This window comes from Kitasatospora sp. NPDC029312, assembly GCF_055569215.1.
In genome coordinates, this window is sequence record NZ_JBVHXY010000002.1 from 217,258 (window position 1) to 241,797 (window position 24,540).

Consider the following 24,540-nt stretch of genomic DNA (forward strand, 5'->3'; position numbering starts at 1 on the left):
CGCACAGCGGGGGCGGCTGACGGTCAACGGAGACCGTCGCCGCCCCTCGCCATAGGTCTCACAGGTCTCCCAGGACTCGAAGGACGTCGTACACATGAGTCGCTCCGCACACCCCGCAGGCCCCCGGCACGGCGACGTCCTGCCCGACGGCCACTACCAGGCCCCGCCGGCCGACCTGAACGCCCTCGACCCCAAGGTCTGGTCGCGCACCGTCGACCGCGACGCCGAGGGCGTGGTCACCGTCGGCGGGATCGACGTCAAGCGGCTGGCGGCCGAGTTCGGCACCCCGGCCTACGTGCTGGACGAGGAGGACTTCCGCTCCCGCGCCCGCGCCTGGCGGGACGCCTTCGGCGCCGAGGCGGACGTCTACTACGCCGGAAAGGCCTTCCTCTCCAAGGCGATCGTGCGCTGGCTGCACGAGGAGGGCCTCAACCTCGACGTGTGCAGCGCCGGCGAGCTGGCGGTCGCGCTGGCCGCCGGGATGCCGGCGGAGCGGATCGCGCTGCACGGCAACAACAAGTCGCCGGACGAGCTCGAGCACGCGGTGAAGACCGGCGTCGGGCACATCGTGGTCGACTCCTACGACGAGATCGAACGGCTCGCCGCGATCGCCGCCCGCCAGGGCGTGCGCCAGCCGGTGCTGATCCGGATCACCGTCGGCGTCGAGGCGCACACCCACGAGTTCATCGCCACGGCGCACGAGGACCAGAAGTTCGGCCTCTCACTGACCGGGGGAGCGGCCGCCGAGGCGGTGCGCCGGGTGCTCGGCCACGACAGCCTGGAGCTGCGCGGCATCCACTCGCACATCGGCTCGCAGATCTTCGACACGGCCGGCTTCGAGGTGGCGGCCCGCCGGGTGGTCGGCCTGCTGGCGCGGATCCGCGACGAGCACGGCGTCGAGCTGCCCGAGATCGACCTCGGTGGCGGCCTCGGCATCGCCTACACCAGCGAGGACGACCCGCGCGAGCCGGCCGAGATCGCGGCCGCGCTGGCCGACATCGTCCGCCGTGAGTGCGCCGCCGCTAACCTCGCCGCGCCCCGGCTGAGCGTGGAGCCGGGCCGGGCGATCGTCGGCCCGACCGCCTTCACCCTGTACGAGGTCGGCACGGTCAAGCCGCTGGAGGGCCTGCGCACCTACGTCAGCGTGGACGGCGGGATGTCCGACAACATCCGCACCGCGCTGTACGACGCCGAGTACTCGGTGGCCCTGGCGTCCCGCATCAGCGAGGCCGAGCCGATGCTGGTCCGGGTGGTCGGCAAGCACTGCGAGTCCGGTGACATCGTCGTACGGGACGCCTTCCTGCCGGCCGACCTGGCCCCGGGCGACCTGATCGCGGTGCCCGCCACCGGCGCCTACTGCCGCTCGATGGCGAGCAATTACAACCACGCCCTGAAGCCCCCCGTGCTCGCCGTCAAGGACGGTGCGGCCCGGGTGATCGTCCGGCGCGAGACGGAGGAGGATCTCCTGCGCCTGGATATCGGATGACGAAATTCTCGTCTCAGATCATGGAACGACCGTAGATCCGTGCGGAAAGTCCCCGAGACTGGTACGGACCGAAGTTCCCGGCGGCCCGGAAAAGCCGCCGGAAATACCGAAGCACGATGAATGCAGAGCGGAGTCGGATGATGCGTACGCGCCCGCTGAAGGTGGCGTTGCTGGGTTGTGGTGTGGTGGGCTCCGAGGTGGCGCGCATCATGACGACGACGGCCGACGACCTCGCCGCTCGCATCGGTGCCCCGGTCGAGCTCGCCGGGATCGCGGTCCGCCGGGCCGGCCGGGTCCGCCCCGGAGTGCCCGAGCACCTGATCACCACCGACGCCGAGGCCCTAGTGGGCCGGGGCGACATCGACGTGGTGGTCGAGGTGGTGGGCGGCATCGAGCCCTCCAAATCGCTGATCCTCTCCGCCTTCCGGCAGGGCGCCTCGGTGGTCAGCGCCAACAAGGCGCTGCTGGCCAAGGACGGCACCGAACTGCACGCCGCGGCCGCCGAGGCCGGGGTGGACCTGTACTACGAGGCCGCGGTGGCGGGGGCGATCCCGCTGCTGCGCCCGCTGCGCGAGTCCCTCGCGGGGGACAAGGTCGACCGGGTGCTGGGCATCGTCAACGGCACCACCAACTTCATCCTCGACAAGATGGACACCACCGGCGCCGGCTACTCGGAGGCGCTGGAGGAGGCCACTGCGCTCGGCTACGCCGAGGCCGACCCGACGGCCGACGTGGAGGGCTTCGACGCCGCCGCCAAGGCCGCGATCCTGGCCGGCATCGCCTTCCACACCAAGGTGACCGCCGCGGACGTCTACCGCGAGGGCATCACCGAGGTGACCGCCGCCGACATCGCCTCCGCCAAGGCGATGGGCTGCGTGGTCAAGCTGCTCGCGATCTGCGAGCGGGCGGCCGACGGCGAGTCCGTCACCGCGCGCGTCCACCCGGCGATGATCCCGCTGTCGCACCCGCTGGCGTCCGTCCGCGAGGCGTACAACGCGGTGTTCGTCGAGGCCGAGGCGGCGGGCCGGCTGATGTTCTACGGCCCCGGCGCGGGCGGCTCGCCGACGGCCTCCGCGGTGCTCGGGGACCTGGTCGCGGTCTGCCGCAACAAACTGGCCGGCGCCACCGGTCCCGGTGACTCCCTGTACACCCGGCTGCCCGCCAAGCCGATGGACGAGGTGGTCACCCGCTACCACGTCAGCCTGGACGTCGACGACCGCGCGGGCGTGCTCGCCCAGGTCGCGTCCGTCTTCGCCGAGCACGGCGTGTCCATCGACACCGTGCGCCAGCAGGGCCGCGACGGCGACGCCTCGCTCGTCGTGGTCACCCACCGTGCCACCGACGCCGCGCTGTCGGCGACGGTCGACAAGCTCCGCGCGCTGGACAGCGTGCGGGACGTGGCCAGCATCATGCGGGTCGAAGGGGAATAAGGAACAGCCATGAACGCCGTTGCCGAGAACGTCGTCCGAGGCGCGCACACCCACCAGTGGCGCGGCCTGATCGAGGAGTACCGGGACCGCCTGCCGGTCACCGCGACCACCCCGGTGGTCACCCTGCTGGAGGGCGGCACGCCCCTGGTCCCCGCCCAGGTGCTCTCCGAGCGCACCGGCTGCGAGGTCTACCTCAAGGTCGAGGGCGCCAACCCGACCGGCTCCTTCAAGGACCGCGGGATGACGATGGCCATCTCCAAGGCCAAGGAGGACGGCGCGCAGGCCGTCATCTGCGCGTCCACCGGCAACACCTCGGCCTCCGCCGCCGCCTACGCGGTGCGGGCCGGGATGGTCTGCGCCGTGCTCGTCCCGCAGGGCAAGATCGCCCTCGGCAAGATGGGCCAGGCGCTGGTGCACGGCGCCAGGATCCTGCAGGTCGACGGCAACTTCGACGACTGCCTGACGCTGGCGCGCGGACTGTCCGAGAAGTACCCGGTGGCCCTGGTCAACTCGGTGAACCCGGTGCGGATCGAGGGCCAGAAGACGGCGGCCTTCGAAATCGTCGACATGCTCGGTGACGCCCCGGACATCCACGTCCTGCCGGTCGGCAACGCGGGCAACATCACCGCGTACTGGAAGGGCTACCGCGAGTACGCCACCGACGGGATGTCCTCCCGCACCCCGCGGATGTGGGGCTTCCAGGCGGCCGGCTCGGCCCCGATCGTGGACGGCGCGCCCGTCCTCAAGCCGCAGACGATCGCCACCGCGATCCGGATCGGCAACCCGGCGTCCTGGGACTACGCGCTCGCCGCCCGGGACGAGTCCGGCGGCCTCATCGACAAGGTGACGGACCGTCAGATCCTCGCCGCCTACCGGCTGTTGGCCGCGCAGGAGGGCGTCTTCGTGGAGCCCGCGTCGGCCGCCTCGGTGGCCGGCCTGCTGGCCAAGGCGGAGGCCGGCCTGGTCGACCCGGGCCAGCGGATCGTCTGCACCGTGACCGGCAACGGCCTCAAGGACCCGGACTGGGCGGTGGCCGGCGCGCCGCAGCCGCAGGTCGTCCCGGTCGACCCGGAGGCCGCGGCCCAGCGGCTCGGACTGCTCGACTGACGACCGGGTCTGACGCTCCGACGGGCCGACCCTTTCGGGGGGCGGCCCGTCAACGTTCTCCACTGACTCTTTTGTGTCAATCCTGATTCGCATTCCGATCCGATTCCGGTACGCATTCCGGCCAGAACCGGCAACACACCAGACCGAAGGCCCACGGGGTGTACCACTGGGGAACCTCTCTTCGATACTCTGGCTTCGGCCGTGTGGCACATGCCCCGGGCCCGTCCCCGTACGGGCCGAGCCGACGACTGTGGCCGCCCGCCCCGTTGGGGCCCTCGGCCCTTTCCCCCCACCCCTGCACCGACGACGCGCTCCGCGCCGCCCGATTTCCCCAGGAGAGTCCACCGCATGGCCGGTCCAGCGTTCCGTGCCGCCGCCGTCCGGGTCCGGGTTCCCGCGACCAGCGCCAACCTCGGTCCGGGCTTCGACGCCTTCGGACTCGCTCTGGGCCTGTACGACGACGTGGTCGTCCGGGTCGCCGACTCGGGCCTGACCGTCGACATCGCCGGCGAGGGCGCCGAGACGCTGCCCCGGGACGAGCGCCACCTTCTGATCCGCTCGATGCGGGCCGCCTTCGACCGGCTCGGCGGCCAGCCGCGCGGCCTGGAGGTGGTCTGCGCCAACCGGATACCGCACGGCCGCGGCCTCGGGTCCTCCTCGGCCGCCATCTGCGCCGGCATCGTGGCCGCCCGCGCCGTCACCATCGGCGGCCCGTCCGCGCTGGACGACGACGCGCTGCTGGCCCTCGCCTCCGAGCTGGAGGGCCACCCGGACAACGTCGCGGCCTGCCTGCGCGGCAACTTCACCATCGCCTGGACCGACGAGGAGTCCGCCAAGGCCGTCGCCCTGGAGCCCTCCGGGCAGGTCGTCCCGGTGGTGTTCGTCCCGGCCGGCGAGGTGCTCACCGAGACCGCCCGCGGCCTGCTGCCGAAGACCGTCCCGCTGGCCGACGCCGCCGTCAACGCCGGCCGCTCCGCGCTGCTGGTGGAGGCGCTGACCCGGCGGCCCGAGCTGCTGCTCGCGGCCACCGAGGACCGGCTCCACCAGGACTACCGCGCCTCCGCCATGCCGGACAGCGCCGGGCTGGTCGGCGCGCTGCGCGCGGAGGGCGTGCCCGCCGTCATCTCCGGGGCCGGCCCGACCGTGCTGGCGCTCACCGACGAGGCGGGCGTCGACAAGGTGCTGTCCTTCGCCGGGCACCACGGCCACGGCGGGAATCCGGCGTTCGCCGCGCACCGGCTCGACGTCGACCGGACCGGGGCCGTCGTGCTCCCGCTGGACGTCTGACCAGGCGAAGCGCCCTATTCGGGCCCGGCGCCGAGCCGGGCCGTCCGGACACGATTGGCAAGCCCGAGGTCGGGGAATGTCTGAGGGGGTCGGTAGTGTTAACCTCATTGCTGCACCAGGTGCCCTCCGGGGCTCGGTGCGCCGCGTCCCGATCCCAGCACTCCACGGCCGTGGAGTCGTGGCGATGTCCGGGGCGACGATTCTCCGGGAGCCCACCGCAGCGCGTACGCAGCCTGCTTGCGCGACATGCGGCCGCATCCCGAAGCCGTGACGGCACCTGACTCCCACCCGCGGCCTCCACCTCGAGGCCAGGACGGGCGGAGCGCGGGCCACCGTCACGCGACGGGGGCCCGGGATTCGCAGGCAGCGTGGGGGCAAAGCCCTCAGGGGAGGTCGACACACGACCGGCCCACGCGCCACCTCAGCACCACCGTGCTTCACGCACCGCACCTCGCAGCTCTCCCTCGACGGGCTCCCGCCATTCGAGGGACCACCGCCTCGGACCGACGCAGTCGAGCGTCGGTCAGGACAGCACAACCGGTCGCCGAGCCAGACAGGCCGACGTCCGCTCCAGGGAAGGACCCTTAGTGAGCGACACCACCGATCTGATGGGCGCGCGCCCGGACGCCGAAGCGTCGGACGCGGCCGCCGCACCCGCTGCCCCGGCCCGCCGCCGCCGCAGTGCCGCCGCGGGCCTGGACGGCATGGTCCTCGCCGAGCTGCAGAAGCTCGCCGCGGACCTGGGCATCACCGGTACCGGCCGCCTGCGCAAGAGCCAGCTGATCGAGACCATCAAGGAGAAGAGCGGCGGGGACCCGCTGCTCGCCGCCGGTGGCGCCCCGGCCGCCAAGCGCACCGCCGCCAAGGCGGACGCCGAGGCCGCCCCGGCCGAGAAGCCGGCCCGCCGCACCAAGGCCGCCGCCGCCGTCGAGGCCCCGGCCGCCGAGTCGCAGGCCCAGATCGAGATCCCGGTCCAGGCCGCCGCCGAAACCGCCGCGCCCGCCCGTAGCGAGCGCACCCGCCGCCGTGCCACCTCGGCCGCCGGCGCCCCCACCGCCCCGGTCGCCGAGGCCGGCGCGGAGGCCGCCACCGTCGCGGTGGCCGAGCCCAAGCAGGCCGAGCGCGCGGGCGAGACCCGCGCCTTCGAGGGTCGCGAGGAGGGTCGCGAGACCCGCCGCGACCGTCGCGAGCGCCGTGACCGCCGTGACGGCGGCGAGCGCGGCGAGCGTCAGGACGCCGGCGAGGCCCAGGCCGGGCAGGACGGCGACTCGCGCGAATCGCGCCGCGACCGCCGCGGCCGGCGTGACCGCGCCGACCGCCAGCCCCAGCAGGGCCAGCAGCAGGGCCAGGCCGACGGCCAGCAGGGCCGCCAGGGTGGCCAGCAGCAGGCCCAGCAGCAGCCCCAGGCCCAGCAGGGCGGTTACGAGGACGACGAGTTCGGCGAGGGTCGCCGGGGCCGTCGCGGCCGCTACCGGGACCGTCGCGGCCGTCGCGGTCGCGAGGGCTTCGAGACGGGCGCCCCCGAGCCGCAGATCGGCGAGGACGACGTCCTGATCCCGGTCGCGGGCATCCTCGACATCCTCGACAACTACGCGTTCGTGCGCACCTCCGGCTACCTGCCGGGCCAGAACGACGTCTACGTCTCGCTCGCCCAGGTCCGCAAGAACGGCCTGCGCAAGGGTGACGCCATCACCGGTGCGGTGCGCCAGCCGCGTGAGGGCGAGCGCCGCGAGAAGTTCAACGCCATGGTGCGGCTGGACTCCGTGAACGGCATGGACCCGGATACCGGCCGCGGCCGCCCCGAGTTCAACAAGCTCACCCCGCTGTACCCGCAGGATCGGCTGCGCCTGGAGACCGACCCGGGCGTGCTGACCACCCGGATCATCGACCTGGTGTCGCCGATCGGCAAGGGCCAGCGCGGTCTGATCGTCGCGCCGCCGAAGACCGGCAAGACCATGGTCCTGCAGGCGGTCGCCAACGCGATCACCCACAACAACCCCGAGTGCCACCTGATGGTCGTCCTGGTCGACGAGCGTCCGGAGGAGGTCACCGACATGCAGCGGTCGGTGAAGGGCGAGGTCATCTCCTCGACCTTCGACCGCCCGGCCGAGGACCACACCACCGTCGCGGAGCTGGCCATCGAGCGCGCCAAGCGCCTGGTGGAGCTGGGCCACGACGTGGTCATCCTGCTGGACTCGATCACCCGTCTGGGCCGTGCCTACAACCTGGCGGCGCCGGCCTCCGGCCGCATCCTGTCCGGTGGTGTCGACTCGACCGCGCTGTACCCGCCGAAGAAGTTCTTCGGTGCCGCGCGCAACATCGAGAACGGCGGCTCGCTGACCATCCTCGCCACCGCGCTGGTCGAGACCGGCTCGCGCATGGACGAGGTGATCTTCGAGGAGTTCAAGGGCACCGGCAACATGGAGCTCAAGCTCGACCGGAAGCTCTCGGACAAGCGCATCTTCCCGGCCGTCGACGTGGACGCCTCCAGCACCCGCAAGGAGGAGATCCTGCTCGGCAGCGAGGAGTTGGCCATCGTCTGGAAGCTGCGCCGGGTGCTGCACGCGCTCGACTCGCAGCAGGCGATCGAACTGCTCCTGGACAAGATGAAGCAGACCAAGAGCAACGCCGAGTTCCTGATGCAGATCGCCAAGACCACCCCCGGCTCCGGCGACTGACCGTAGTCGGACGGCTGTCGAAGCACGGAACCCCGGATCGCGCGAGCGGTCCGGGGTTCCGGGCGTTCATGGCGGCTTTGTTCCAGAGTTGGGACAACTTGGGGCTATTCGATCATCTTGTCCGTTTTACTCTGGACCGTATGGCCGAGCACAAGAGGGTCCCGAGTCGCCGCCGCAAAGTCCTGCGGGTGGCCGTCTGCGCGTCCGCCGCACTCGTCGTCCTCGGTGGCGGAGCGGCCGGGTACGCCTACCTCAAGCTCAACGGCAACATCAAGAGCGTCGACATCGACGCCCGCCTCGGCGACGCCCGGCCGCCGGCGTCCACCGACGGCTCCTTCAACATCCTGGTGCTCGGCTCCGACTCGCGGGTCGGCGAGAACGGCGACCTGGCCGGCGGCGGCACCGGCGACAGCGCCCGTTCGGACACCGCGATGGTGGTGCACATCAGCCAGGACCACGCGCGGGCCTCCGTCGTCTCGATCCCGCGCGACACCCTGGTCGACCGGCCGGACTGTACCGACGCCGACGGCAAGGCCGTCCCGGGCGTCCGGCGGGCGATGTACAACAGCGCCTTCGAGTCCGGCGGCGCGGCCTGCGCGGTGAAGACCACCGAGCAGCTCACCGGACTGCGGATGGACCACTACCTCCAGGTCGACTTCGCCGGCTTCGCCAGGGTCGTGGACGCGATAGGCGGGGCCACCGTGACCACCACGGTGGCCATCCACGACAAGGACAGCGGGCTGGACCTCCCGGCCGGCGAGCACCACCTCGACGGGCAGCAGGCGCTGGCCTTCGTCCGCACCCGGCACGGCGTCGGCGACGGCAGCGACCTCGGCCGGATCGAGCTCCAGAAGCAGATGGTCAAGTCGCTGCTCCAGCAGGCCGGCGGGATCGGGATGTTCTCCGACCCGGTCAAGCTGTGGTCGATCGGCGACACCATGACCAAGAGCGTCACCACCGACTCCGCGCTGGGCTCGGTGAACTCGCTGGTCGGGCTCGTCCAGGAGCTCAAGGGGATCGGTCCGGATCAGCTGACCATGGTCACCCTGCCGGTGGAGACGGCCCCCGGCGACGTGAACCGGGTGGTCCCGCAGCAGTCGCAGGCCCAGCAGCTCTGGGCGGCACTCAGGAGCGACCAGCCGGTGCCCCAGGCGGTCGTCTCGGCCCAACCGCAGAACCCCGCCCAGACGGACCCGGCCGCCGCGCCCACGGGCACCCCGAAGGCCGCCGCCAAGCCCGCCTCCCCGAAGCCCGCCGCCACGGCCACCGCGCGGCGCTGACCGGCCGCCCGCCGGCCCGTACGGTCCCCGGGCGGCCCGTGCAGCCCCCGACGGGCCCCGGCGGCCCCCGGCGGCGGCCGCGCGGCAGCCCGTAACGCCGGCCGGAATATCCCGCGGAAGACCCCGGTTTTGGAAGGTGCGGCCGGTCCTGGCAGACTGGTACGTCGGTCCCGGTTCACGAGCGGCATTCCAGTCGCCGACCCGGTGCCCTCCCGAAACCTAGGAGAACCCCTTGAAGTCCAACGTTCACCCGGAGTACGTGGTCACGCACGTGACCTGCACCTGCGGCGCCGAGTTCACCACCCGCTCGACCGAGACCAGCGGCGAGATCCGCGCCGAGGTCTGCTCGCAGTGCCACCCGTTCTACACCGGCAAGCAGAAGATCCTCGACACCGGTGGCCGCGTGGCCCGCTTCGAGGCCCGCTTCGGCAAGCAGCACAGCGCGAAGGCCTAGCGCTCCCTCGGCGCCGGTTTCCGGCGCCCCCGTACTCGTTCCGGGGGCGTTGGGGACCGGCGCCGTTCGCGTCCCTCCGCGCGGTCGAGAGCGCCCCGCGTCTCCCCCAGTCGTTCGTTCCTAGCCCCGGGAAGAAGGCCACCCCATGTTCGAGGCAGTCGAAGAGCTCCTCGTCGAGCACGCCGACCTCGAGAAGAGGCTGGCCGACCCGTCGGTCCACGCCGACCAGGCGAACGCCCGCAAGCTGGCCAAGCGGTACGCCGAACTGACCCCGATCACCCGGATCTACCGGCAGTGGCGGCAGGCCGGCGAGGACATCGAGGCCGCCCGCGAACTCGCCGCCGAGGACCCGGACTTCATCGCCGAGATGAAGAGCTCCGAGCAGCGTCGCGACGAACTGACCGAGGAACTGCGGCTGCTGCTGGTCCCGCGCGACCCGAGCGACGACAAGGACGTCATCCTGGAGATCAAGGCGGGCGAGGGCGGCGAGGAGTCCGCACTGTTCGCCGGCGACCTGCTCCGGATGTACCTGCGGTACGCCGAGCGGATCGGCTGGAAGACCGAGATCATCGACTTCAACGAGTCCGACCTCGGCGGCTACAAGGACGTCTCGGTGGCCGTGAAGACCAAGGGGAACACGGAGCCCGGCCAGGGCGTCTGGGCCCGGCTGAAGTACGAGGGCGGCGTGCACCGGGTGCAGCGCGTCCCCGCCACCGAGTCCCAGGGCCGCATCCACACCTCCGCGGCGGGCGTGCTGGTCACCCCCGAGGCGGAGGAGGTCGAGGTCGAGATCCACGCCAACGACCTGCGCATCGACGTCTACCGTTCCTCCGGCCCCGGCGGCCAGTCGGTCAACACCACCGACTCCGCCGTCCGGATCACCCACCTGCCGACCGGTATCGTGGCGTCCTGCCAGAACGAGAAGAGCCAGCTGCAGAACAAGGAGCAGGCGATGCGCATCCTGCGTTCGCGGCTGCTGGCCGCCGCGCAGGAGGAGGCCGAGCGGGAGGCCTCGGACGCGCGTCGCAGCCAGGTCCGCACGGTGGACCGCTCCGAGCGGATCCGGACGTACAACTACCCCGAGAACCGCATCTCGGACCACCGCACGGGATTCAAGGCGTACAACCTGGACCAGGTCCTGGACGGCGACCTGAACCCGGTGATCCAGTCCTGCGTCGACAAGGACGCGGCGGCCAAGCTCGCCGCGGCCCAAGAGAACTGAGACCGGCGCGCCCCAGCCCGACGCAAGCCTGAAGCCGGAGCGCAGAAACAAGAGGTCGTACGGATGAACCTGCTGCTCGCCGAGGTGGCCCAGGCCACCCAGCGGTTGGCCGCGGCCGGCGTGCCGTCGCCGCGCTTCGACGCGGAGGAACTCGCCGCCTACGTCCACAACGTCAAGCGCAGCCAGCTGCACACGGTGAAGGACGCCGACTTCGACGCCCGCTACTGGGCGGCGGTGTCGCGCCGCGAGGCGCGCGAACCGCTCCAGCACATCACCGGGCGGGCGTTCTTCCGCTACCTCGAACTGGCGGTCGGCCCCGGGGTCTTCGTGCCCCGGCCGGAGACCGAGACGGTCGTCGAGTGGGCGATAGACGCGGTGCGCGACATGGACGTCGCCGAGCCGCTGGTGGTCGACCTGTGCTCCGGCTCCGGTGCCATCGCGCTGGCCCTGGCCCAGGAACTGCCGCGCTCGACCGTGCATGCCTTCGAACTCGACGAGGGCGCGCTCACGTACACCCGGCGCAACATCGAGGCCAGCCCGGACCGTGCGCGGGTCACCCTGCACGCCGGGGACGCCACCAGGGCCTTCGAGGACGACCGCTCCTGGGACGGCCGCTTCGACCTGGTCATCTCCAACCCGCCGTACATCCCGCTCACCGAGTGGGAGTACGTCGCGCCGGAGGCCCGCGACCACGACCCGCAGATGTCGCTGTTCTCGGGCGAGGACGGCCTGGACACCATCCGCGGCATCGAGCGGGTGGCCGCCCGGCTGCTGCGCCCGGGCGGCGCGGTGGTGATCGAGCACGCCGACCAGCAGGGCGGCCAGGTGCCGTGGATCTTCAACGAGGAACGCGGCTGGACCGACACCGCCGACCACCGCGACCTGAACAACCGGCCGCGCTTCACGACCGCCCGGAGGGTCGGGTCGTGAACATCAGGCACAGCACGACCGCCCGGAGGGTCGGGTCGTGAACGTCAGGCACAGCACGACCGCCCGCAGGGTCGCGCTGTGAATTCCGCCGTGAACCTCATGAGCCTTTCCGGAAGGGGACCGCACCGATGAGCCGCCGCTACGACTGTGCCGACGCCGGGGACCGCACCACCGGCCTGCGCGAGGCCGCCTCGGCCATCCGCCGCGGCGAACTCGTCGTGCTGCCCACCGACACCCTGTACGGGGTCGGCGCGGACGCCTTCTCCCCGGAGGCCGTCGGCGAGCTGCTGGCCGCCAAGGGCCGCGGCCGGAACATGCCCTCGCCCGTCCTGGTCGGCTCCCCGACCACCCTGCACGGGCTGGTCACGGACTTCTCCGAGCAGGCCTGGGAGCTGGTCGACGCCTTCTGGCCCGGCGGCCTCACCCTGGTCGCCCGGCACCAGCCCTCGCTGCGCTGGGACCTCGGCGAGACCCGCGGCACCGTCGCCGTCCGGATGCCGCTGCACCCGGTCGCCATCGAGCTGCTGAACACCACCGGCCCGCTGGCCGTCTCCAGCGCCAACAAGACCGGCGGGCCGTCCCCGGCGACCTGCGACGAGGCGCAGGCCCAGCTCGGCGACGCCATCTCGGTCTACCTGGACGGCGGGCACGCCGAGCACGCCACCGCCTCGTCCATCGTCGACGTCACCGGCAAGGTGCCGGTGCTGCTGCGGGCCGGCGCGATCAGCATCGAGCAGCTGAGGGAGGTCGTCCCCGACCTGGAGGCCGGAAGTTGACACCCACCGCCTCGCTCCACGAACGGCCCGGCATAGCGCCGTACCTGAGTGTGGGCCCCAGGCCGCTGGACCACTTCCGGATCCTGTTCGTCTGCACCGGGAACATCTGCCGCTCGCCGATCGCCGAACGGCTCACCCGGCGTGAGCTGGACACCCGGCTCAGCCCCCGGGTGGCCGGCCGGATCCTGGTCGAGAGCGCGGGCACCTGGGGCCACGTCGGGGCGCCGATGGAGGACCACGCCGCGACGGTGCTCGACGAGTACGGCGCCGACAGCGGCGGCTTCGTCGGCCGCGAGTTGCTCGACGAGCACGTGGTCGAGGCCGACCTGGTGCTGACCGCGACGCTGGACCACCGCGCCCAGGTGATCTCGATGGGCCACGAGGCGGGCCTGCGCACCTTCACGCTGAAGGAGTTCACCCGCCTGGTGCGGACGATCGACCCGGGCACCCTGCCCGACCCCCGCCGCGGTGCCGACGTCACCGAGCGGGCCCGCGCGCTGGTCCGCGCGGCCGCCGCGCTGCGCGGCTGGCTGCTGGCCGCGACCCCGGAGTCGGACGAGCTGGAGGACCCGTACGGGGCGCCGATCGGCATGTTCCGCAACTGCGGCGAGGAGATATTCGACGCGGTCGACCCGGTGGTCACCGCGCTCACCGGCACCGCGGCGCGGCGCTGAGGGGCTGAACGGCGGATTCCGGCGGGCCCCGGGCGCGGCCCGGCCCTACGCTGGGTAGACGTCCCCCCAGTCTCCGGCCGGGGGCGCCCTCATCCGCAGCGCCCGGGAGCCTGCCATGACCGTCACCGATGCCGCGACCGGCTCGACCGCGACGAGGGGGCGCCCGTGGGCGTCCGGACCGTTGCACCGGGCGGATCCGCAGATCGCCGATCTGATGGCCGCCGAGGCCGACCGGCGGGCCGAGACGATCCAGTTGCTGGCGGGGGAGAACCTGACCAGCCCCGCCGTCCTGGCGGCGCTGACCGGGCCGCTGATCGACAAGTACGCCGAGGGCTATCCGGGCCGGCGGCACCACACCGGCTGTGCCCTGGCGGACGCCGCGGAGCTGCTGGCGATCGACCGGGCCCGCGAGCTGTTCGCCGCCCCGCACGCCAACGTCCAGCCCCGGTCGGCGACTTCGGCGATGCTGGCGGCGTACGCGGCCTTGCTGCGGCCCGGTGACGGGGTGCTGGCGATGTCGCTGGAGCACGGCGGCCACCTGAGCTGCGGTTCGCGGGCCAACTTCTCCGGCCGCTGGTTCACCTTCACCGGCTACGGCGTGCGGGAGGCCGACGGCCTGATCGACCTCGACCAGGTGCGCGACCTGGCGCGGGCGCACCGGCCCAAGGCCATCGTGGCGGGCTCGATCTCGTACCCCCGGCACCCGGACTGGGCGGCGTTCCGGGAGATCGCCGACGAGGTGGACGCCTTCCTGATCGCCTCCGTCGCGCAGACCACCGGCCTCGTCGCGGCCCGGGAGGCGCCCTCCCCGGTGCCGTACGCCGACGTCACGGTGGCGGCCACCCACAAGCTGCTGCGCGGCCCGCGCGGGGGCCTGCTGCTGTCCACCGCCGAGCTGGCCGAGCGGGTCGACCGGGCGGTGTTCCCGTTCAGCCAGGGCGGCGCGGCGATGAACGAGGTGGCCGGCAAGGCGGTCGCCCTGGCGGAGGCCGCGACGCCCGCCTACCGGGCCTACGCGCGGCGGACGGTGGCAGGGGCGCGGGCACTGGCCCAAGGGCTTGCGGAGGCCGGAATGCGCCCCTTGACGGGCGGCACCGACACCCACCTGGTGACCGCCGACGTCAGCCCGCTCGGGGTGACCGGCGCGGAGGCCGAGCGGCGCTGCGCGGCGGCCGGGCTGCTGTTCGGCAAGTGCGTGCTGCCGTACGACCCGGCGCCGGTCGCCGAGGCCTCCGGGATCAGGCTGGGCACCGGCACGGTGACCAGCCAGGGGATGGGCGAGGCGGAGCTGTCCGAGATCGCCGGGCTGATCGCCGCGCTGCTCGCCGGGGACGCCGCCGCGCCGGTCGCGCAGCGGATCCGGGAGCTGTCGGCGGCCTTCGCCGTGGACCGTTGACCCGCCGATCGCTGCTGATCGCTGCTGATCGCCGGCCGTCAGCCACGGGCATTCGGATCTCCTACCCGTCAGGGCGAACCGCGATGCGGGTTCCGGGCGTCCGACTCAATAAGGTGTGTGCCGTGGCGACGCACCTCGAATCCCGGGAAGGCAGGGGAGTACCTTCGGTACCTCCCCGTTCGACAGTGATGCAGGAGGCCGGTGGTGCGTGAGTATCTGCTGGTGCTGTTCTGCACCGCCGCCGTCACCTACCTGCTGACCGGCCCGGTGCGGAAGTTCGCCATCGCCGCCGGCGCGATGCCGCCGGTCCGCGCCCGCGACGTGCACCGCGAGCCCACCCCGCGCCTGGGCGGCATCGCCATGTTCGGCGGGCTGTGCGCGGGCATCCTGGTCGCCTCGCAGCTGGACAACCTGAGCAAGGTGTTCTCCCAGGGCAGCGACATCCGCGCGCTGCTGTCCGGCGCCGGGATCATGTGGCTGCTGGGCGTGCTCGACGACAAGTGGGGCGTGGACGCGCTGGTGAAGCTCGGTGGCCAGATGATCGCCGCCGGCGTGATGGTCTGGCAGGGCGTCACGGTGATCACCCTCCCGGTGCCCGGCGTGGGCTCGGTCGCGGTGAGCCCGACCCAGGGCATGGTCATCTCGGTCACCCTGGTCGTCGTCATGGTCAACGCGGTGAACTTCATCGACGGGCTGGACGGCCTGGCGGGCGGCATGGTGTGCATCGCCGCGATGGCGTTCTTCCTGTACAGCTACCGGCTCTGGTACGGCTACGCGATCACCGACGCGGCCCCCGCCGTGCTGTTCAGCGTGCTGCTGATCGGCATGTGCCTGGGCTTCCTGGCGCACAACATGCACCCCGCGCGGATCTTCATGGGCGATTCCGGCTCGATGATGCTGGGCCTGATGCTGGCCGTCGCCGCGATCTCGATCACCGGCCGGGTCGACCCCGACCTGATCAACAACGAGACCGGTTCGCAGACCGCCACCGTGCACGCCCTGGTGCCCATCTACATCCCGCTGCTGCTGCCGCTGACGGTCATCGCGCTGCCGCTGGCCGACCTGCTGCTCGCGGTGGTGCGCCGCACCTGGGCCGGCCAGTCCCCGTTCGCCGCCGACAAGCGCCACCTGCACCACCGACTGCTCCAGGTCGGGCACTCGCACAGCCGCGCCGTACTGATCATGTACTTCTGGGCCGCGCTGATCGCCTTCGGCACGGTGGCATTCTCGGTGACCAACACCGGCCGCACCGTGGTGCTGACCCTCGCCGGGCTCTGCCTGGTCGGTCTGGTGGTGCTGCTCACCCCGCGGTTCCGGCCGCGCGCCCCGCGGGCGGTGCAGTCCTTCGTCCCGCCGCGGTACCGGCGGCAGTCCTCGGCCCCGATGGCTGAACTGTCGGCGAAGGACAAGCAACTTCTCGGTGAAGCCGGCCGGGGTTCCGCCGCCGCCCCCGCAGACCATGACAAGGCCACCGGCCGCCGCTCGTAGATGAGTTGATGTTCCGTCAAATGGGCTCACCCGTACGGCCGATTCGCTGGGCCGTCGGTGTGACAGGAGCCACACATTCATGGTAAAGCTCTCATCAAATAGTTTGTGATACCGTTCACGAGTACCGAGAACACGCCGAAAGACCTGACAGGTGGAGGACTTCCGTCCCTCGTCGGTCTCCCTCGACGGGCCCGCCGCTTTCGCGGGCGGCCCGGCGGCGGCCCGCTCGGTCCGGTGTCACCCGCCACCGTCTGTGCCCGTCCCCCGCCACATCGACATGCCGCCGGAGCTGCCGACATGCCGTCCACCGACGCCCGGATCCTCCGAGGCGCCGCGATCCCCACTGCGGTCGCCGGGATCATCGCCATGGCGATCTCCTTCGCCGTCGCCGGTGGGAAGGGCCTGCTCGGCGCCCTGATCGGTGCGCTGCTGGTGATGGCCTTCTTCAGCTTCGGCCAGATCGCGCTCGACCGGCTCACCAGGTCGAACCCGCACCTCATGATGGCCGCCGCGCTCATGGTCTACATGACGCAGATCCTGCTGGTCGCCGTCGTCCTGCTGGTCTTCAAGGACACCGAGCTCTTCAACCGGAAGGCCTTCGCCTTCACGCTGATCGGCTGCGTCCTGGTCTGGACGGGCTTCCAAGTGCGCGGTGCGCTCAAGGCCAAGACCTTCTACGTCGACCCCAACGCCTCGGAAAACAAGGGCGACAAGCCCTCCGACTCGGGTCGTCAACAGTGACGAGCCCCGACTGTCCCCCCAACGAGGGGGGCGGTGTTTATGCCGCACTGACGGGCTGCTATCGTCCGTCGCAACAACGGAGTACGGGAAGAGGCCAGGTCTGTCCGGTCAGTGGACGGATCGCCCCCCGGATCCGCGCAGTCTTCGATGATCCCGCAGTCGCGCAGCGCGCCGTCGAGCGGGGTCGGCGAGAAACCCATCAAGTTCCAGTGCCGCTCCGTGGTCGCAGGCCACGCCGACACACCGAGGTTGCCGTAACCATGCGTCACGACGAAGGAGTCCGTGGTGAGTGCTGAACTCACGTCCCTCGCCTCAGGCAGTTGCCACTTCGGGGACGCTGGCTGCGGCTTCCCGGCCCCGGGTCTGAACGAGTTCCAGTTCAAGCCGATCTTCTCGATCGGCAGCGTCGAGTTCAACAAGCCGATGCTGCTGTCGATCATCGTCGCGCTGCTCGTCGTGGTGTTCTTCTGGGCCGCCTTCGCCAAGCCGCGCCTGGTGCCGGGCAAGCTGCAGCTGGTCGGTGAGATCGGCTACGACTTCGTCAAGCGCTCCATCGTGATGGAGACGATCGGCAAGAAGGGCGAGAAGTACGTCCCGATGCTGGTCTCGATGTTCTTCTTCGTCTGGCTGATGAACATCATGTCGATCATCCCGTTCGCGCAGTTCCCGGTGACGGCGTCGATCGCGTTCCCGGCCGGCCTCGCGGCCGTCGTGTGGATCACCTACATGACGCTGACCTTCAAGAAGCACGGCTTCGTCGGCGGCCTGAAGAACCTCTGCTGGCCCTCGGGCATCCCCGGCTGGGTCATGTTCATCCTGGTGCCGATCGAGTTCTTCTCGAACATCTTCGTGCGCCCCTTCACGCTCGCGGTCCGAGCCTTCGCGAACATGTTCGCCGGCCACCTGCTGATCGTGATGTTCTCCATCGCCTCCTGGTACCTGCTCAGCCCGACCCTGGGCGCGCTGTACGGCTCCGCCTCGTTCGTGGTCGCCGTCGGCCTGACCGCCTTCGAGCTGCTGGTCCAGTTCCTGCAGGCCTACATCTTCGTGATGCTGGCCAGCAGCTACATCGCCGGTGCCCTGGAAGAGGCGCACTGAGCCCCGCAGCCCCTCGGCTGCCCTCCCCCCAGAACGCCCGGTGGCCAACCACCACCGGTTCACCACCCCGCAAAGGACAAGCTGAAATGCAGCAGCTCGCTGAGGTCTACGGTTCCGTCGCCTCGATCGGTTACGGCCTCGCCGCGATCGGCCCGGGCATCGGTGTTGGTCTCATCTTCGGTAACGGTGTCCAGGCCATGGCCCGCCAGCCCGAGGCTGCCGGTCTGATCCGCTCCAACATGTTCATCGGCTTCGCGCTGACCGAGGCGCTCGCCCTCATCGGCATCGTCATGCCGTTCGTCTTCGGCGCCGGCAAGTAATCACCCGCCGTTAGACCCTTTCGAGGAAGGTCCAGATATGAGTTTCGCGGCTCAGCTCGCGGAGGAGGGGGAGAAGATGAACCCCCTGCTTCCCGCGTGGCCCGAGGTCATCATCGGCCTGCTCTGCTTCTTCATCGTCTTCGGTCTGCTCGGCAAGAAGCTCCTTCCCAGCATCGAGAAGGTGCTGTCGGAGCGCCGGGACGCGATCGAGGGCGGCATGGAGCGCGCCGAGGCCGCTCAGGCGGAGGCCCAGGCCCTGCTTGAGCAGTACCGCGCCGAGCTCGCCGAGGCGCGCCACGAGGCTGCCCGCATCGTCGAGCAGGCTCGTGAGCAGGGTGCCGCCCAGCTCGCCGAGATGCGCGAGGAGGGCCAGCGTCAGCGCGAGGCCATCGTCGCCGCCGGTCACGCCCAGATCGAGGCCGACAAGAAGCAGGCGACTGCCGCCCTGCGTCAGGACGTGGGTTCGCTGGCCACCCAGCTGGCTTCCCGCATCGTGGGCGAGTCCCTTGAGGACAACGCCCGGCAGAGCGGCGTGATCGACCGCTTCCTGGACGAGCTGGAGGCCAAGGCCGCCGTTGCTCAGGGTGCGGCCAAGTGATCGGCGCCAGCCGCGAGGCTCTTGCCGCCGGCCGGCAGAACCTGGAGAGCCTGACCGACTCCATTTCGGTGGACGCGGCCAAGCTCGCCGAGGAGCTCACCGCCGTCACGGCCGTGCTGGACCGTGAGGTGTCGCTGCGCCGCGTCCTGACCGACCCGTCCCGGTCGGGCCAGGACAAGGCCCAGCTGGTCGCCTCGCTGCTGACCGGCCAGGTCTCCGGCGAGGCCGTCGACCTGGTCTCCGGCCTGGTCCGCTCCCGCTGGTCGGGTGCGCGCGACCTGGTGGACGCGATCGAGGAACTCGCCGCGTACGCCGAGGTCATCGCCGCGGAGAAGGCCGGCGTCCTGGACGACGTCGAGGACGAACTCTTCCGCTTCGGCCGGGTGGTGAGCGGCTCGCACGAGCTGCGCGCCGCGCTGACCGAGCCGAAGGCCGGCCCCGTCGCCAAGGCCGAACTGATCGCGAAGCTGCTCGGCGGCCGCGCCAACGCCGGCACCGTGCGGCTGGTCACCGCCCTCGTCAACAAGCCGCGTGGCCGTAGCCTGGAGCAGGGCCTCGAGTCCTACTCGAAGCTCGCCGCGGCGCGCCGCGACCGCGTGGTGGCCCTGGTCACCACCGCGGTGCCGCTGTCGAACGCCCAGAAGGAGCGCCTGTCCGGTGCTCTGGGCCGGATGTACGGCCGCCAGGTCCACCTGAACATCGACGTCGACCCCGAGGTCGTCGGCGGCGTCCGGGTGCAGATCGGCGACGAGATCATCGACGGCACCGTGTCGAGCCGCCTCGAAGGCGCTCGCCAGTCGCTCGAAGGCTGAGCACCCGAAGCAGCACATCCGACCCTCGGTCGGGAAACCGGCTCCCCAAGGGGCCGGCAAATCGTACGGCCGGTTCATACGACCCGGCCGAGAGTCGAGTACTTGCGGCCCTCAATGGCGGGCCGAGGATCGCAAACTAGGAGAGCAGGGAAGCCTGATGGCGGAGCTTACGATCCGTCCGGAGGAGATCCGGGACGCGCTGGCCGACTTTGTCCAGTCGTACCAGCCGGACGCCGCCTCTATCGAAGAGGTCGGTAAGGTCACCGAGGCCATGGACGGTATTGCCAAGGTCGAGGGCCTGCCCTCGGCCATGGCCAACGAGCTGCTGAAGTTCGAGGACGGCACGCTCGGCCTCGCGCTGAACCTCGACACCCGTGAGATCGGTGTCGTCATCCTCGGTGAGTTCGCCGGCATCGAAGAGGGCCAGACCGTGCGCCGCACCGGTGAGGTCCTCTCCGTCGCGGTCGGCGACGGCTACCTCGGCCGCGTCGTGGACCCGCTGGGCAACCCGATCGACGGCCTGGGCGAGATCGCCGCTGAGGGCCGCCGCGCCCTCGAGCTGCAGGCCCCCGGCGTCATGGCCCGCAAGTCGGTCAAGCAGCCGCTGCAGACCGGCATCAAGGCCATCGACGCGATGACCCCGATCGGCCGCGGCCAGCGCCAGCTGATCATCGGTGACCGCCAGACCGGCAAGACCGCGGTGGCCGTCGACACGATCATCAACCAGCGCGACAACTGGCGCTCGGGCGACCCGGAGAAGCAGGTCCGCTGCATCTACGTCGCCATCGGCCAGAAGGGCTCCACCATCGCGTCCGTCCGCGGCGCCCTGGAGGAGGCTGGCGCGCTGGAGTACACCACCATCGTGGCGGCTCCGGCTTCCGACCCGGCCGGCTTCAAGTACCTTGCCCCGTACACCGGTTCGGCCATCGGCCAGCACTGGATGTACGCCGGTAAGCACGTCCTGATCATCTTCGACGACCTGTCGAAGCAGGCCGAGGCCTACCGCTCCGTCTCCCTGCTGCTGCGCCGCCCGCCGGGCCGCGAGGCCTACCCGGGCGACGTCTTCTACCTGCACTCCCGCCTGCTGGAGCGCTGCGCCAAGCTGAACGACGAGCTGGGCGGCGGCTCGATGACCGGTCTGCCGATCATCGAGACCAAGGCCAACGACGTCTCGGCGTACATCCCGACCAACGTCATCTCCATCACCGACGGCCAGTGCTTCCTGGAGTCCGACCTGTTCAACGCCGGCATCCGCCCGGCCGTGAACGTCGGCATCTCGGTCTCCCGCGTCGGTGGCTCCGCTCAGATCAAGGCCATGCGCTCGGTCGCCGGCCGTCTGCGCCTGGACCTCGCCCAGTACCGTGAGCTGGAGGCCTTCGCCGGCTTCGGTTCCGACCTGGACGCGGCCTCCAAGGCCCAGCTGGAGCGCGGTGCGCGCATGGTCGAGCTGCTGAAGCAGGGCCAGTACCAGCCGTTCCCGGTCGAGGAGCAGGTCGTCTCCATCTGGGCCGGCACCACCGGCAAGCTGGACGACGTCCCGGTCGCCGAGGTCCGCCGCTTCGAGCGCGAGTTCCTCGACTACGTCCGCCTGCAGCACAAGGACCTGCTGGCCGGCATCGTCGAGACCGGTCTGCTGGCCGACGGCACCGTCGACGCGCTGACCAGCGCGATCGAGGCGTTCAAGCAGGGTTACCAGACCGCCGACGGCAAGCTGCTCTCCGAGCGGGCCTGAGTCCGGTAGCGAGGGAAAGGACGTAACGACCCATGGGAGCACAGCTTCGGGTCTACAAGCGCCGGATCCGCTCTGTCACCGCGACGAAGAAGATCACCAAGGCGATGGAGATGATCTCCGCGGCGCGCATCGGCAAGGCGCAGCGCGCGGTGGCGGCCTCCGCTCCGTACGCCGACGAGCTCACCCGCGCGGTGACGGCGGTGGCCACCCGGTCCAACGCCAAGCACCCGCTCACCACCGAGAACCCCGACGCCACGCGTGCGGCCGTCCTGCTGATCACGGCGGACCGCGGTCTGGCCGGCGGTTACTCGTCCAACGCCATCAAGGCCTCGCTGACGCTCACCGAGCGCCTGCGTGGTGAGGGTAAGGACGTGGTGACCTACGTCGTCGGTCGGAAGGGCCTGTCGTACTACACCTTCCGCAACCTGGCGGTCGGCAACTCGTGGACGGGCTTCTCGGACAAGCCCACCTACGGCGACGCGAAGATGGTGGCGGCCGAGCTGATCGAGGCCTTCGCGGCCGAGACCGGCGGCGTGGACGAGCTCCACGTGGTCTCGACCGAGTTCGTGTCGATGCTGACGCAGGACGCGGTGTCGGCCCGGCTGCTGCCGCTGAAGCTGGACGAGGTCCAGCTCAGCGACCAGACGCCGGCCAAGTCGGAGATCTTCCCGCTGTACGACTTCGAGCCGTCGGCGGAGGGCGTCCTGGACGCGCTGCTGCCGCGGTACGTCGAGAGCCGGATCTACAACGCGCTGCTGCAGTCGGCTGCTTCCGAGCACGCCGCCCGCCGCCGCGCGATGAAGAGCGCGACGGACAACGCCGGCGAGCTCATCAAGTCGCTCACGCGGCTTGCCAACTCGGCCCGACAGGCCGAGATCACCCAGGAAATCAGCGAGATCGTCGGTGGCGCCAACGCGCTCGCTGACGCCAGCCGCGGGAGCGAATGACTATGACCACCACTGTTGAGCCGACCACGGCGACGGGCCGCGTCGCGCGGGTCATCGGCCCGGTCGTCGACGTGGAGTTCCCCGTCGACGCCATCCCGGAGATGTTCAACGCCCTGCACGTCGAGGTGGACAACCCGGACGGCACGGGCAAGAAGACCCTGACCCTCGAGGTCGCCCAGCACCTCGGCGACGGCCTGGTGCGCGGCATCTCGATGCAGCCGACCGACGGCCTGGTCCGCGGTTCGCAGGTCTTCGACACCGGTGCCGCCATCTCGGTGCCGGTCGGCGACATCACCAAGGGCAAGGTGTTCAACGCCCTCGGTGAGGTGCTGAACGTCGACAAGGCCGAGTTCGAGTCCCAGGTGTCGGTCCGCTGGCCGATCCACCGCAAGGCCCCGAACTTCTCGGAGCTCGAGTCGAAGACCGAGATGTTCGAGACCGGCATCAAGGTCATCGACCTCCTCACCCCGTACGTGCAGGGTGGCAAGATCGGTCTGTTCGGTGGTGCCGGTGTCGGCAAGACCGTTCTGATCCAGGAGATGATCTACCGCGTCGCCGAGAACTTCGGTGGTGTGTCGGTGTTCGCCGGCGTCGGCGAGCGCACCCGTGAGGGCAACGACCTGATCGACGAGATGGTCGACTCGGGCGTTCTGGACAAGACCGCGCTGGTCTTCGGCCAGATGGACGAGCCGCCGGGCACCCGTCTGCGCGTCGCCCTGTCCGCCCTGACCATGGCGGAGTACTTCCGCGATGTGCAGAAGCAGGACGTGCTGCTCTTCATCGACAACATCTTCCGGTTCACCCAGGCCGGTTCCGAGGTGTCGACCCTGCTCGGCCGCATGCCCTCCGCGGTGGGCTACCAGCCGAACCTGGCCGACGAGATGGGCCTCCTCCAGGAGCGCATCACCTCGACCCGCGGTCACTCGATCACCTCGATGCAGGCGATCTACGTCCCCGCGGACGACCTGACCGACCCGGCCCCGGCCACCACCTTCGCCCACCTGGACGCGACCACCGTTCTGTCGCGTCCGATCTCGGAGAAGGGCATCTACCCGGCCGTCGACCCGCTGGACTCCACGTCCCGCATCCTCGACCCGCGGTACATCGCGCAGAACCACTACGAGACGGCCGTCCGCGTCAAGGGGATCCTGCAGAAGTACAAGGACCTCCAGGACATCATCGCCATCCTCGGCATGGACGAGCTGTCCGAAGAGGACAAGATCACGGTCCACCGTGCCCGTCGCATCGAGCGCTTCCTCTCGCAGAACACCTACGTGGCGAAGCAGTTCACCGGTGTCGAGGGCTCGACCGTGCCGCTGTCGGAGACCATCGAGGCCTTCAACGCGATCGCGGACGGCAAGTACGACTCCGTCCCGGAGCAGGCCTTCTTCATGTGCGGTGGCATCGAGGACCTCGAGAAGAACGCCGCCGAGCTGGCGAAGAAGTAAGCGCGGCCGGTAGCAGCTGAGTGACCGTGAGGGGTGGCCCCCGAGCCTGGGGACCACCCCTCACGGCGCATCGGCTGTGATTCCGGTCAAATCCGTGCCGCCGGTTTCATGCCGGGGGCGCGGGGCCGTTATTCTTACCGAAACTCCCGAGTAATCGGGGGTTGCATGAGCCTAGGAGCCCACGTTGGCTGAGCTGCACGTCGAGCTGGTCGCAGCCGACCGCAAGGTGTGGTCCGGTGCGGCCACCATCGTCGTCGCCCGTACGGCCTCCGGTGACACCGGCATCATGCCGGGCCACACCCCGGTGCTGAGCGTGCTGGAGACCGGCCCGGTCACCATCCGCACGGTGGATGGCGGGACCGTCATCGCCGCAGTGCACGGCGGCTTCATCTCCTTCGCCGACAACAAGCTGTCTCTGCTCGCGGAGATCGCCGAGCTGGCGGACGAGATCGACGTCGCGCGTGCCGAGCGCGCGCTGGAGCAGGCCAAGTCGGACCTGGACGCGCACGCCGAGCGTCGCGCCGAGGTCCGTCTGTTCGCGGCGCGCGGCCTCAAGGCCCACGCCTGAGTGCGCCGGACCCCGGCTTAGCGGGGTCGACCGACGGTCCCGGGGACGCGCGAGCGTGACCCCGGGAC

General features: G+C 70.9%; 22 protein-coding genes. All 22 read left to right on the forward strand.

Going from position 1 to position 24,540, the window contains the following annotated elements:
- Nucleotides 1–94 precede the first annotated feature (94 nt).
- The 22 genes from lysA to ACZ4WV_RS02605 all read left to right on the forward strand — a co-directional run bounded on the left by lysA (nucleotide 95) and on the right by ACZ4WV_RS02605 (nucleotide 24,472).
- Complete coding sequence (lysA, locus tag ACZ4WV_RS02500; RefSeq protein ID WP_465741991.1) at nucleotides 95–1,486, forward strand: diaminopimelate decarboxylase; 1,392 nt, start codon at nucleotides 95–97, stop codon at nucleotides 1,484–1,486.
- A gap of 137 nt (nucleotides 1,487–1,623) precedes the next feature.
- Nucleotides 1,624–2,916, forward strand: a complete 1,293-nt coding sequence (locus ACZ4WV_RS02505) for a homoserine dehydrogenase (RefSeq protein WP_465741992.1) — start codon at nucleotides 1,624–1,626, stop codon at nucleotides 2,914–2,916.
- Between the two features lie 9 nt (nucleotides 2,917–2,925).
- A complete protein-coding gene (gene thrC, locus ACZ4WV_RS02510; protein ID WP_465741994.1) occupies nucleotides 2,926–4,023 on the forward strand; it encodes a threonine synthase in 1,098 nt (365 codons plus the stop codon).
- A gap of 348 nt (nucleotides 4,024–4,371) precedes the next feature.
- Nucleotides 4,372–5,310 (forward strand): homoserine kinase, encoded by a 939-nt coding sequence (gene thrB / locus ACZ4WV_RS02515; protein WP_465741996.1) that lies wholly within the window; start codon nucleotides 4,372–4,374, stop codon nucleotides 5,308–5,310.
- Between the two features lie 587 nt (nucleotides 5,311–5,897).
- Nucleotides 5,898–7,988, forward strand: a complete 2,091-nt coding sequence (gene rho / locus ACZ4WV_RS02520) for a transcription termination factor Rho (RefSeq protein ID WP_465741997.1) — start codon at nucleotides 5,898–5,900, stop codon at nucleotides 7,986–7,988.
- Nucleotides 7,989–8,128: 140 nt separating this feature from the next.
- A complete protein-coding gene (locus ACZ4WV_RS02525) occupies nucleotides 8,129–9,268 on the forward strand; it encodes an LCP family protein (protein ID WP_465741999.1) in 1,140 nt (379 codons plus the stop codon).
- A gap of 232 nt (nucleotides 9,269–9,500) precedes the next feature.
- Nucleotides 9,501–9,722 (forward strand): 50S ribosomal protein L31, encoded by a 222-nt coding sequence (gene rpmE, locus ACZ4WV_RS02530; RefSeq protein WP_396281747.1) that lies wholly within the window; start codon nucleotides 9,501–9,503, stop codon nucleotides 9,720–9,722.
- Between the two features lie 145 nt (nucleotides 9,723–9,867).
- Nucleotides 9,868–10,944: a peptide chain release factor 1 gene (gene prfA / locus ACZ4WV_RS02535; protein ID WP_465742001.1), complete on the forward strand. Its 1,077-nt coding sequence runs from the start codon at nucleotides 9,868–9,870 to the stop codon at nucleotides 10,942–10,944.
- A gap of 63 nt (nucleotides 10,945–11,007) precedes the next feature.
- Nucleotides 11,008–11,874 (forward strand): peptide chain release factor N(5)-glutamine methyltransferase, encoded by an 867-nt coding sequence (gene prmC / locus ACZ4WV_RS02540; RefSeq protein WP_465742003.1) that lies wholly within the window; start codon nucleotides 11,008–11,010, stop codon nucleotides 11,872–11,874.
- A 128-nt stretch (nucleotides 11,875–12,002) separates the two neighbouring features.
- A complete protein-coding gene (locus ACZ4WV_RS02545) occupies nucleotides 12,003–12,650 on the forward strand; it encodes an L-threonylcarbamoyladenylate synthase (protein ID WP_465742005.1) in 648 nt (215 codons plus the stop codon).
- A gap of 32 nt (nucleotides 12,651–12,682) precedes the next feature.
- Nucleotides 12,683–13,324 carry an arsenate reductase/protein-tyrosine-phosphatase family protein gene (locus ACZ4WV_RS02550; protein ID WP_465742176.1) on the forward strand — a complete coding sequence of 214 codons (642 nt, stop codon included), beginning with the start codon at nucleotides 12,683–12,685 and terminating at the stop codon, nucleotides 13,322–13,324.
- A 115-nt stretch (nucleotides 13,325–13,439) separates the two neighbouring features.
- Nucleotides 13,440–14,720, forward strand: coding sequence for a serine hydroxymethyltransferase (locus tag ACZ4WV_RS02555; RefSeq protein ID WP_465742007.1), 1,281 nt, complete (start codon nucleotides 13,440–13,442; stop codon nucleotides 14,718–14,720).
- 204 nt (nucleotides 14,721–14,924) lie between these two features.
- Nucleotides 14,925–16,208, forward strand: a complete 1,284-nt coding sequence (locus ACZ4WV_RS02560) for an MraY family glycosyltransferase (protein ID WP_465742009.1) — start codon at nucleotides 14,925–14,927, stop codon at nucleotides 16,206–16,208.
- A gap of 297 nt (nucleotides 16,209–16,505) precedes the next feature.
- Nucleotides 16,506–16,949, forward strand: a complete 444-nt coding sequence (locus ACZ4WV_RS02565; protein ID WP_350737784.1) for a hypothetical protein — start codon at nucleotides 16,506–16,508, stop codon at nucleotides 16,947–16,949.
- Nucleotides 16,950–17,234: 285 nt separating this feature from the next.
- Nucleotides 17,235–18,047 carry a F0F1 ATP synthase subunit A gene (atpB, locus tag ACZ4WV_RS02570; protein ID WP_465742011.1) on the forward strand — a complete coding sequence of 271 codons (813 nt, stop codon included), beginning with the start codon at nucleotides 17,235–17,237 and terminating at the stop codon, nucleotides 18,045–18,047.
- Nucleotides 18,048–18,133: 86 nt separating this feature from the next.
- Nucleotides 18,134–18,367, forward strand: coding sequence for an ATP synthase F0 subunit C (gene atpE / locus ACZ4WV_RS02575; RefSeq protein WP_350511999.1), 234 nt, complete (start codon nucleotides 18,134–18,136; stop codon nucleotides 18,365–18,367).
- Between the two features lie 37 nt (nucleotides 18,368–18,404).
- Nucleotides 18,405–18,965 (forward strand): F0F1 ATP synthase subunit B, encoded by a 561-nt coding sequence (locus tag ACZ4WV_RS02580; RefSeq protein ID WP_350737778.1) that lies wholly within the window; start codon nucleotides 18,405–18,407, stop codon nucleotides 18,963–18,965.
- The gene (locus tag ACZ4WV_RS02585; protein WP_465742014.1) at nucleotides 18,962–19,777 is read left to right on the forward strand and encodes a F0F1 ATP synthase subunit delta; all 816 of its coding nucleotides are present in this window, start codon (nucleotides 18,962–18,964) and stop codon (nucleotides 19,775–19,777) included. The genes ACZ4WV_RS02580 and ACZ4WV_RS02585 overlap by 4 nt, the downstream gene beginning before the upstream one ends.
- A gap of 157 nt (nucleotides 19,778–19,934) precedes the next feature.
- The gene (gene atpA / locus ACZ4WV_RS02590) at nucleotides 19,935–21,509 is read left to right on the forward strand and encodes a F0F1 ATP synthase subunit alpha (RefSeq protein ID WP_465742016.1); all 1,575 of its coding nucleotides are present in this window, start codon (nucleotides 19,935–19,937) and stop codon (nucleotides 21,507–21,509) included.
- A gap of 32 nt (nucleotides 21,510–21,541) precedes the next feature.
- Nucleotides 21,542–22,456 (forward strand): F0F1 ATP synthase subunit gamma, encoded by a 915-nt coding sequence (locus ACZ4WV_RS02595; protein ID WP_465742018.1) that lies wholly within the window; start codon nucleotides 21,542–21,544, stop codon nucleotides 22,454–22,456.
- A gap of 2 nt (nucleotides 22,457–22,458) precedes the next feature.
- On the forward strand, nucleotides 22,459–23,904 hold the full coding sequence (gene atpD / locus ACZ4WV_RS02600; RefSeq protein ID WP_465742020.1) for a F0F1 ATP synthase subunit beta: 1,446 nt from the start codon (nucleotides 22,459–22,461) through the stop codon (nucleotides 23,902–23,904).
- 184 nt (nucleotides 23,905–24,088) lie between these two features.
- Complete coding sequence (locus ACZ4WV_RS02605) at nucleotides 24,089–24,472, forward strand: F0F1 ATP synthase subunit epsilon (protein WP_030282045.1); 384 nt, start codon at nucleotides 24,089–24,091, stop codon at nucleotides 24,470–24,472.
- The last annotated feature ends 68 nt before the right edge of the window (nucleotides 24,473–24,540 follow it).

What these genes read in the sequence shown, in the direction of transcription:
- lysA (WP_465741991.1), top strand. Translation starts at nt 95, where the DNA reads ATGAGTCGCTCCGCACACCCCGCAGGCCCCCGGCACGGCGACGTCCTG.
- ACZ4WV_RS02505 (WP_465741992.1), top strand. Translation starts at nt 1,624, where the DNA reads ATGATGCGTACGCGCCCGCTGAAGGTGGCGTTGCTGGGTTGTGGTGTG.
- thrC (WP_465741994.1), top strand. Translation starts at nt 2,926, where the DNA reads ATGAACGCCGTTGCCGAGAACGTCGTCCGAGGCGCGCACACCCACCAG.
- thrB (WP_465741996.1), top strand. Translation starts at nt 4,372, where the DNA reads ATGGCCGGTCCAGCGTTCCGTGCCGCCGCCGTCCGGGTCCGGGTTCCC.
- ACZ4WV_RS02525 (WP_465741999.1), top strand. Translation starts at nt 8,129, where the DNA reads ATGGCCGAGCACAAGAGGGTCCCGAGTCGCCGCCGCAAAGTCCTGCGG.
- prfA (WP_465742001.1), top strand. Translation starts at nt 9,868, where the DNA reads ATGTTCGAGGCAGTCGAAGAGCTCCTCGTCGAGCACGCCGACCTCGAG.
- prmC (WP_465742003.1), top strand. Translation starts at nt 11,008, where the DNA reads ATGAACCTGCTGCTCGCCGAGGTGGCCCAGGCCACCCAGCGGTTGGCC.
- ACZ4WV_RS02545 (WP_465742005.1), top strand. Translation starts at nt 12,003, where the DNA reads ATGAGCCGCCGCTACGACTGTGCCGACGCCGGGGACCGCACCACCGGC.
- ACZ4WV_RS02555 (WP_465742007.1), top strand. Translation starts at nt 13,440, where the DNA reads ATGACCGTCACCGATGCCGCGACCGGCTCGACCGCGACGAGGGGGCGC.
- ACZ4WV_RS02565 (WP_350737784.1), top strand. Translation starts at nt 16,506, where the DNA reads ATGCCGTCCACCGACGCCCGGATCCTCCGAGGCGCCGCGATCCCCACT.
- atpE (WP_350511999.1), top strand. Translation starts at nt 18,134, where the DNA reads ATGCAGCAGCTCGCTGAGGTCTACGGTTCCGTCGCCTCGATCGGTTAC.
- ACZ4WV_RS02580 (WP_350737778.1), top strand. Translation starts at nt 18,405, where the DNA reads ATGAGTTTCGCGGCTCAGCTCGCGGAGGAGGGGGAGAAGATGAACCCC.
- atpA (WP_465742016.1), top strand. Translation starts at nt 19,935, where the DNA reads ATGGCGGAGCTTACGATCCGTCCGGAGGAGATCCGGGACGCGCTGGCC.
- ACZ4WV_RS02595 (WP_465742018.1), top strand. Translation starts at nt 21,542, where the DNA reads ATGGGAGCACAGCTTCGGGTCTACAAGCGCCGGATCCGCTCTGTCACC.
- atpD (WP_465742020.1), top strand. Translation starts at nt 22,459, where the DNA reads ATGACCACCACTGTTGAGCCGACCACGGCGACGGGCCGCGTCGCGCGG.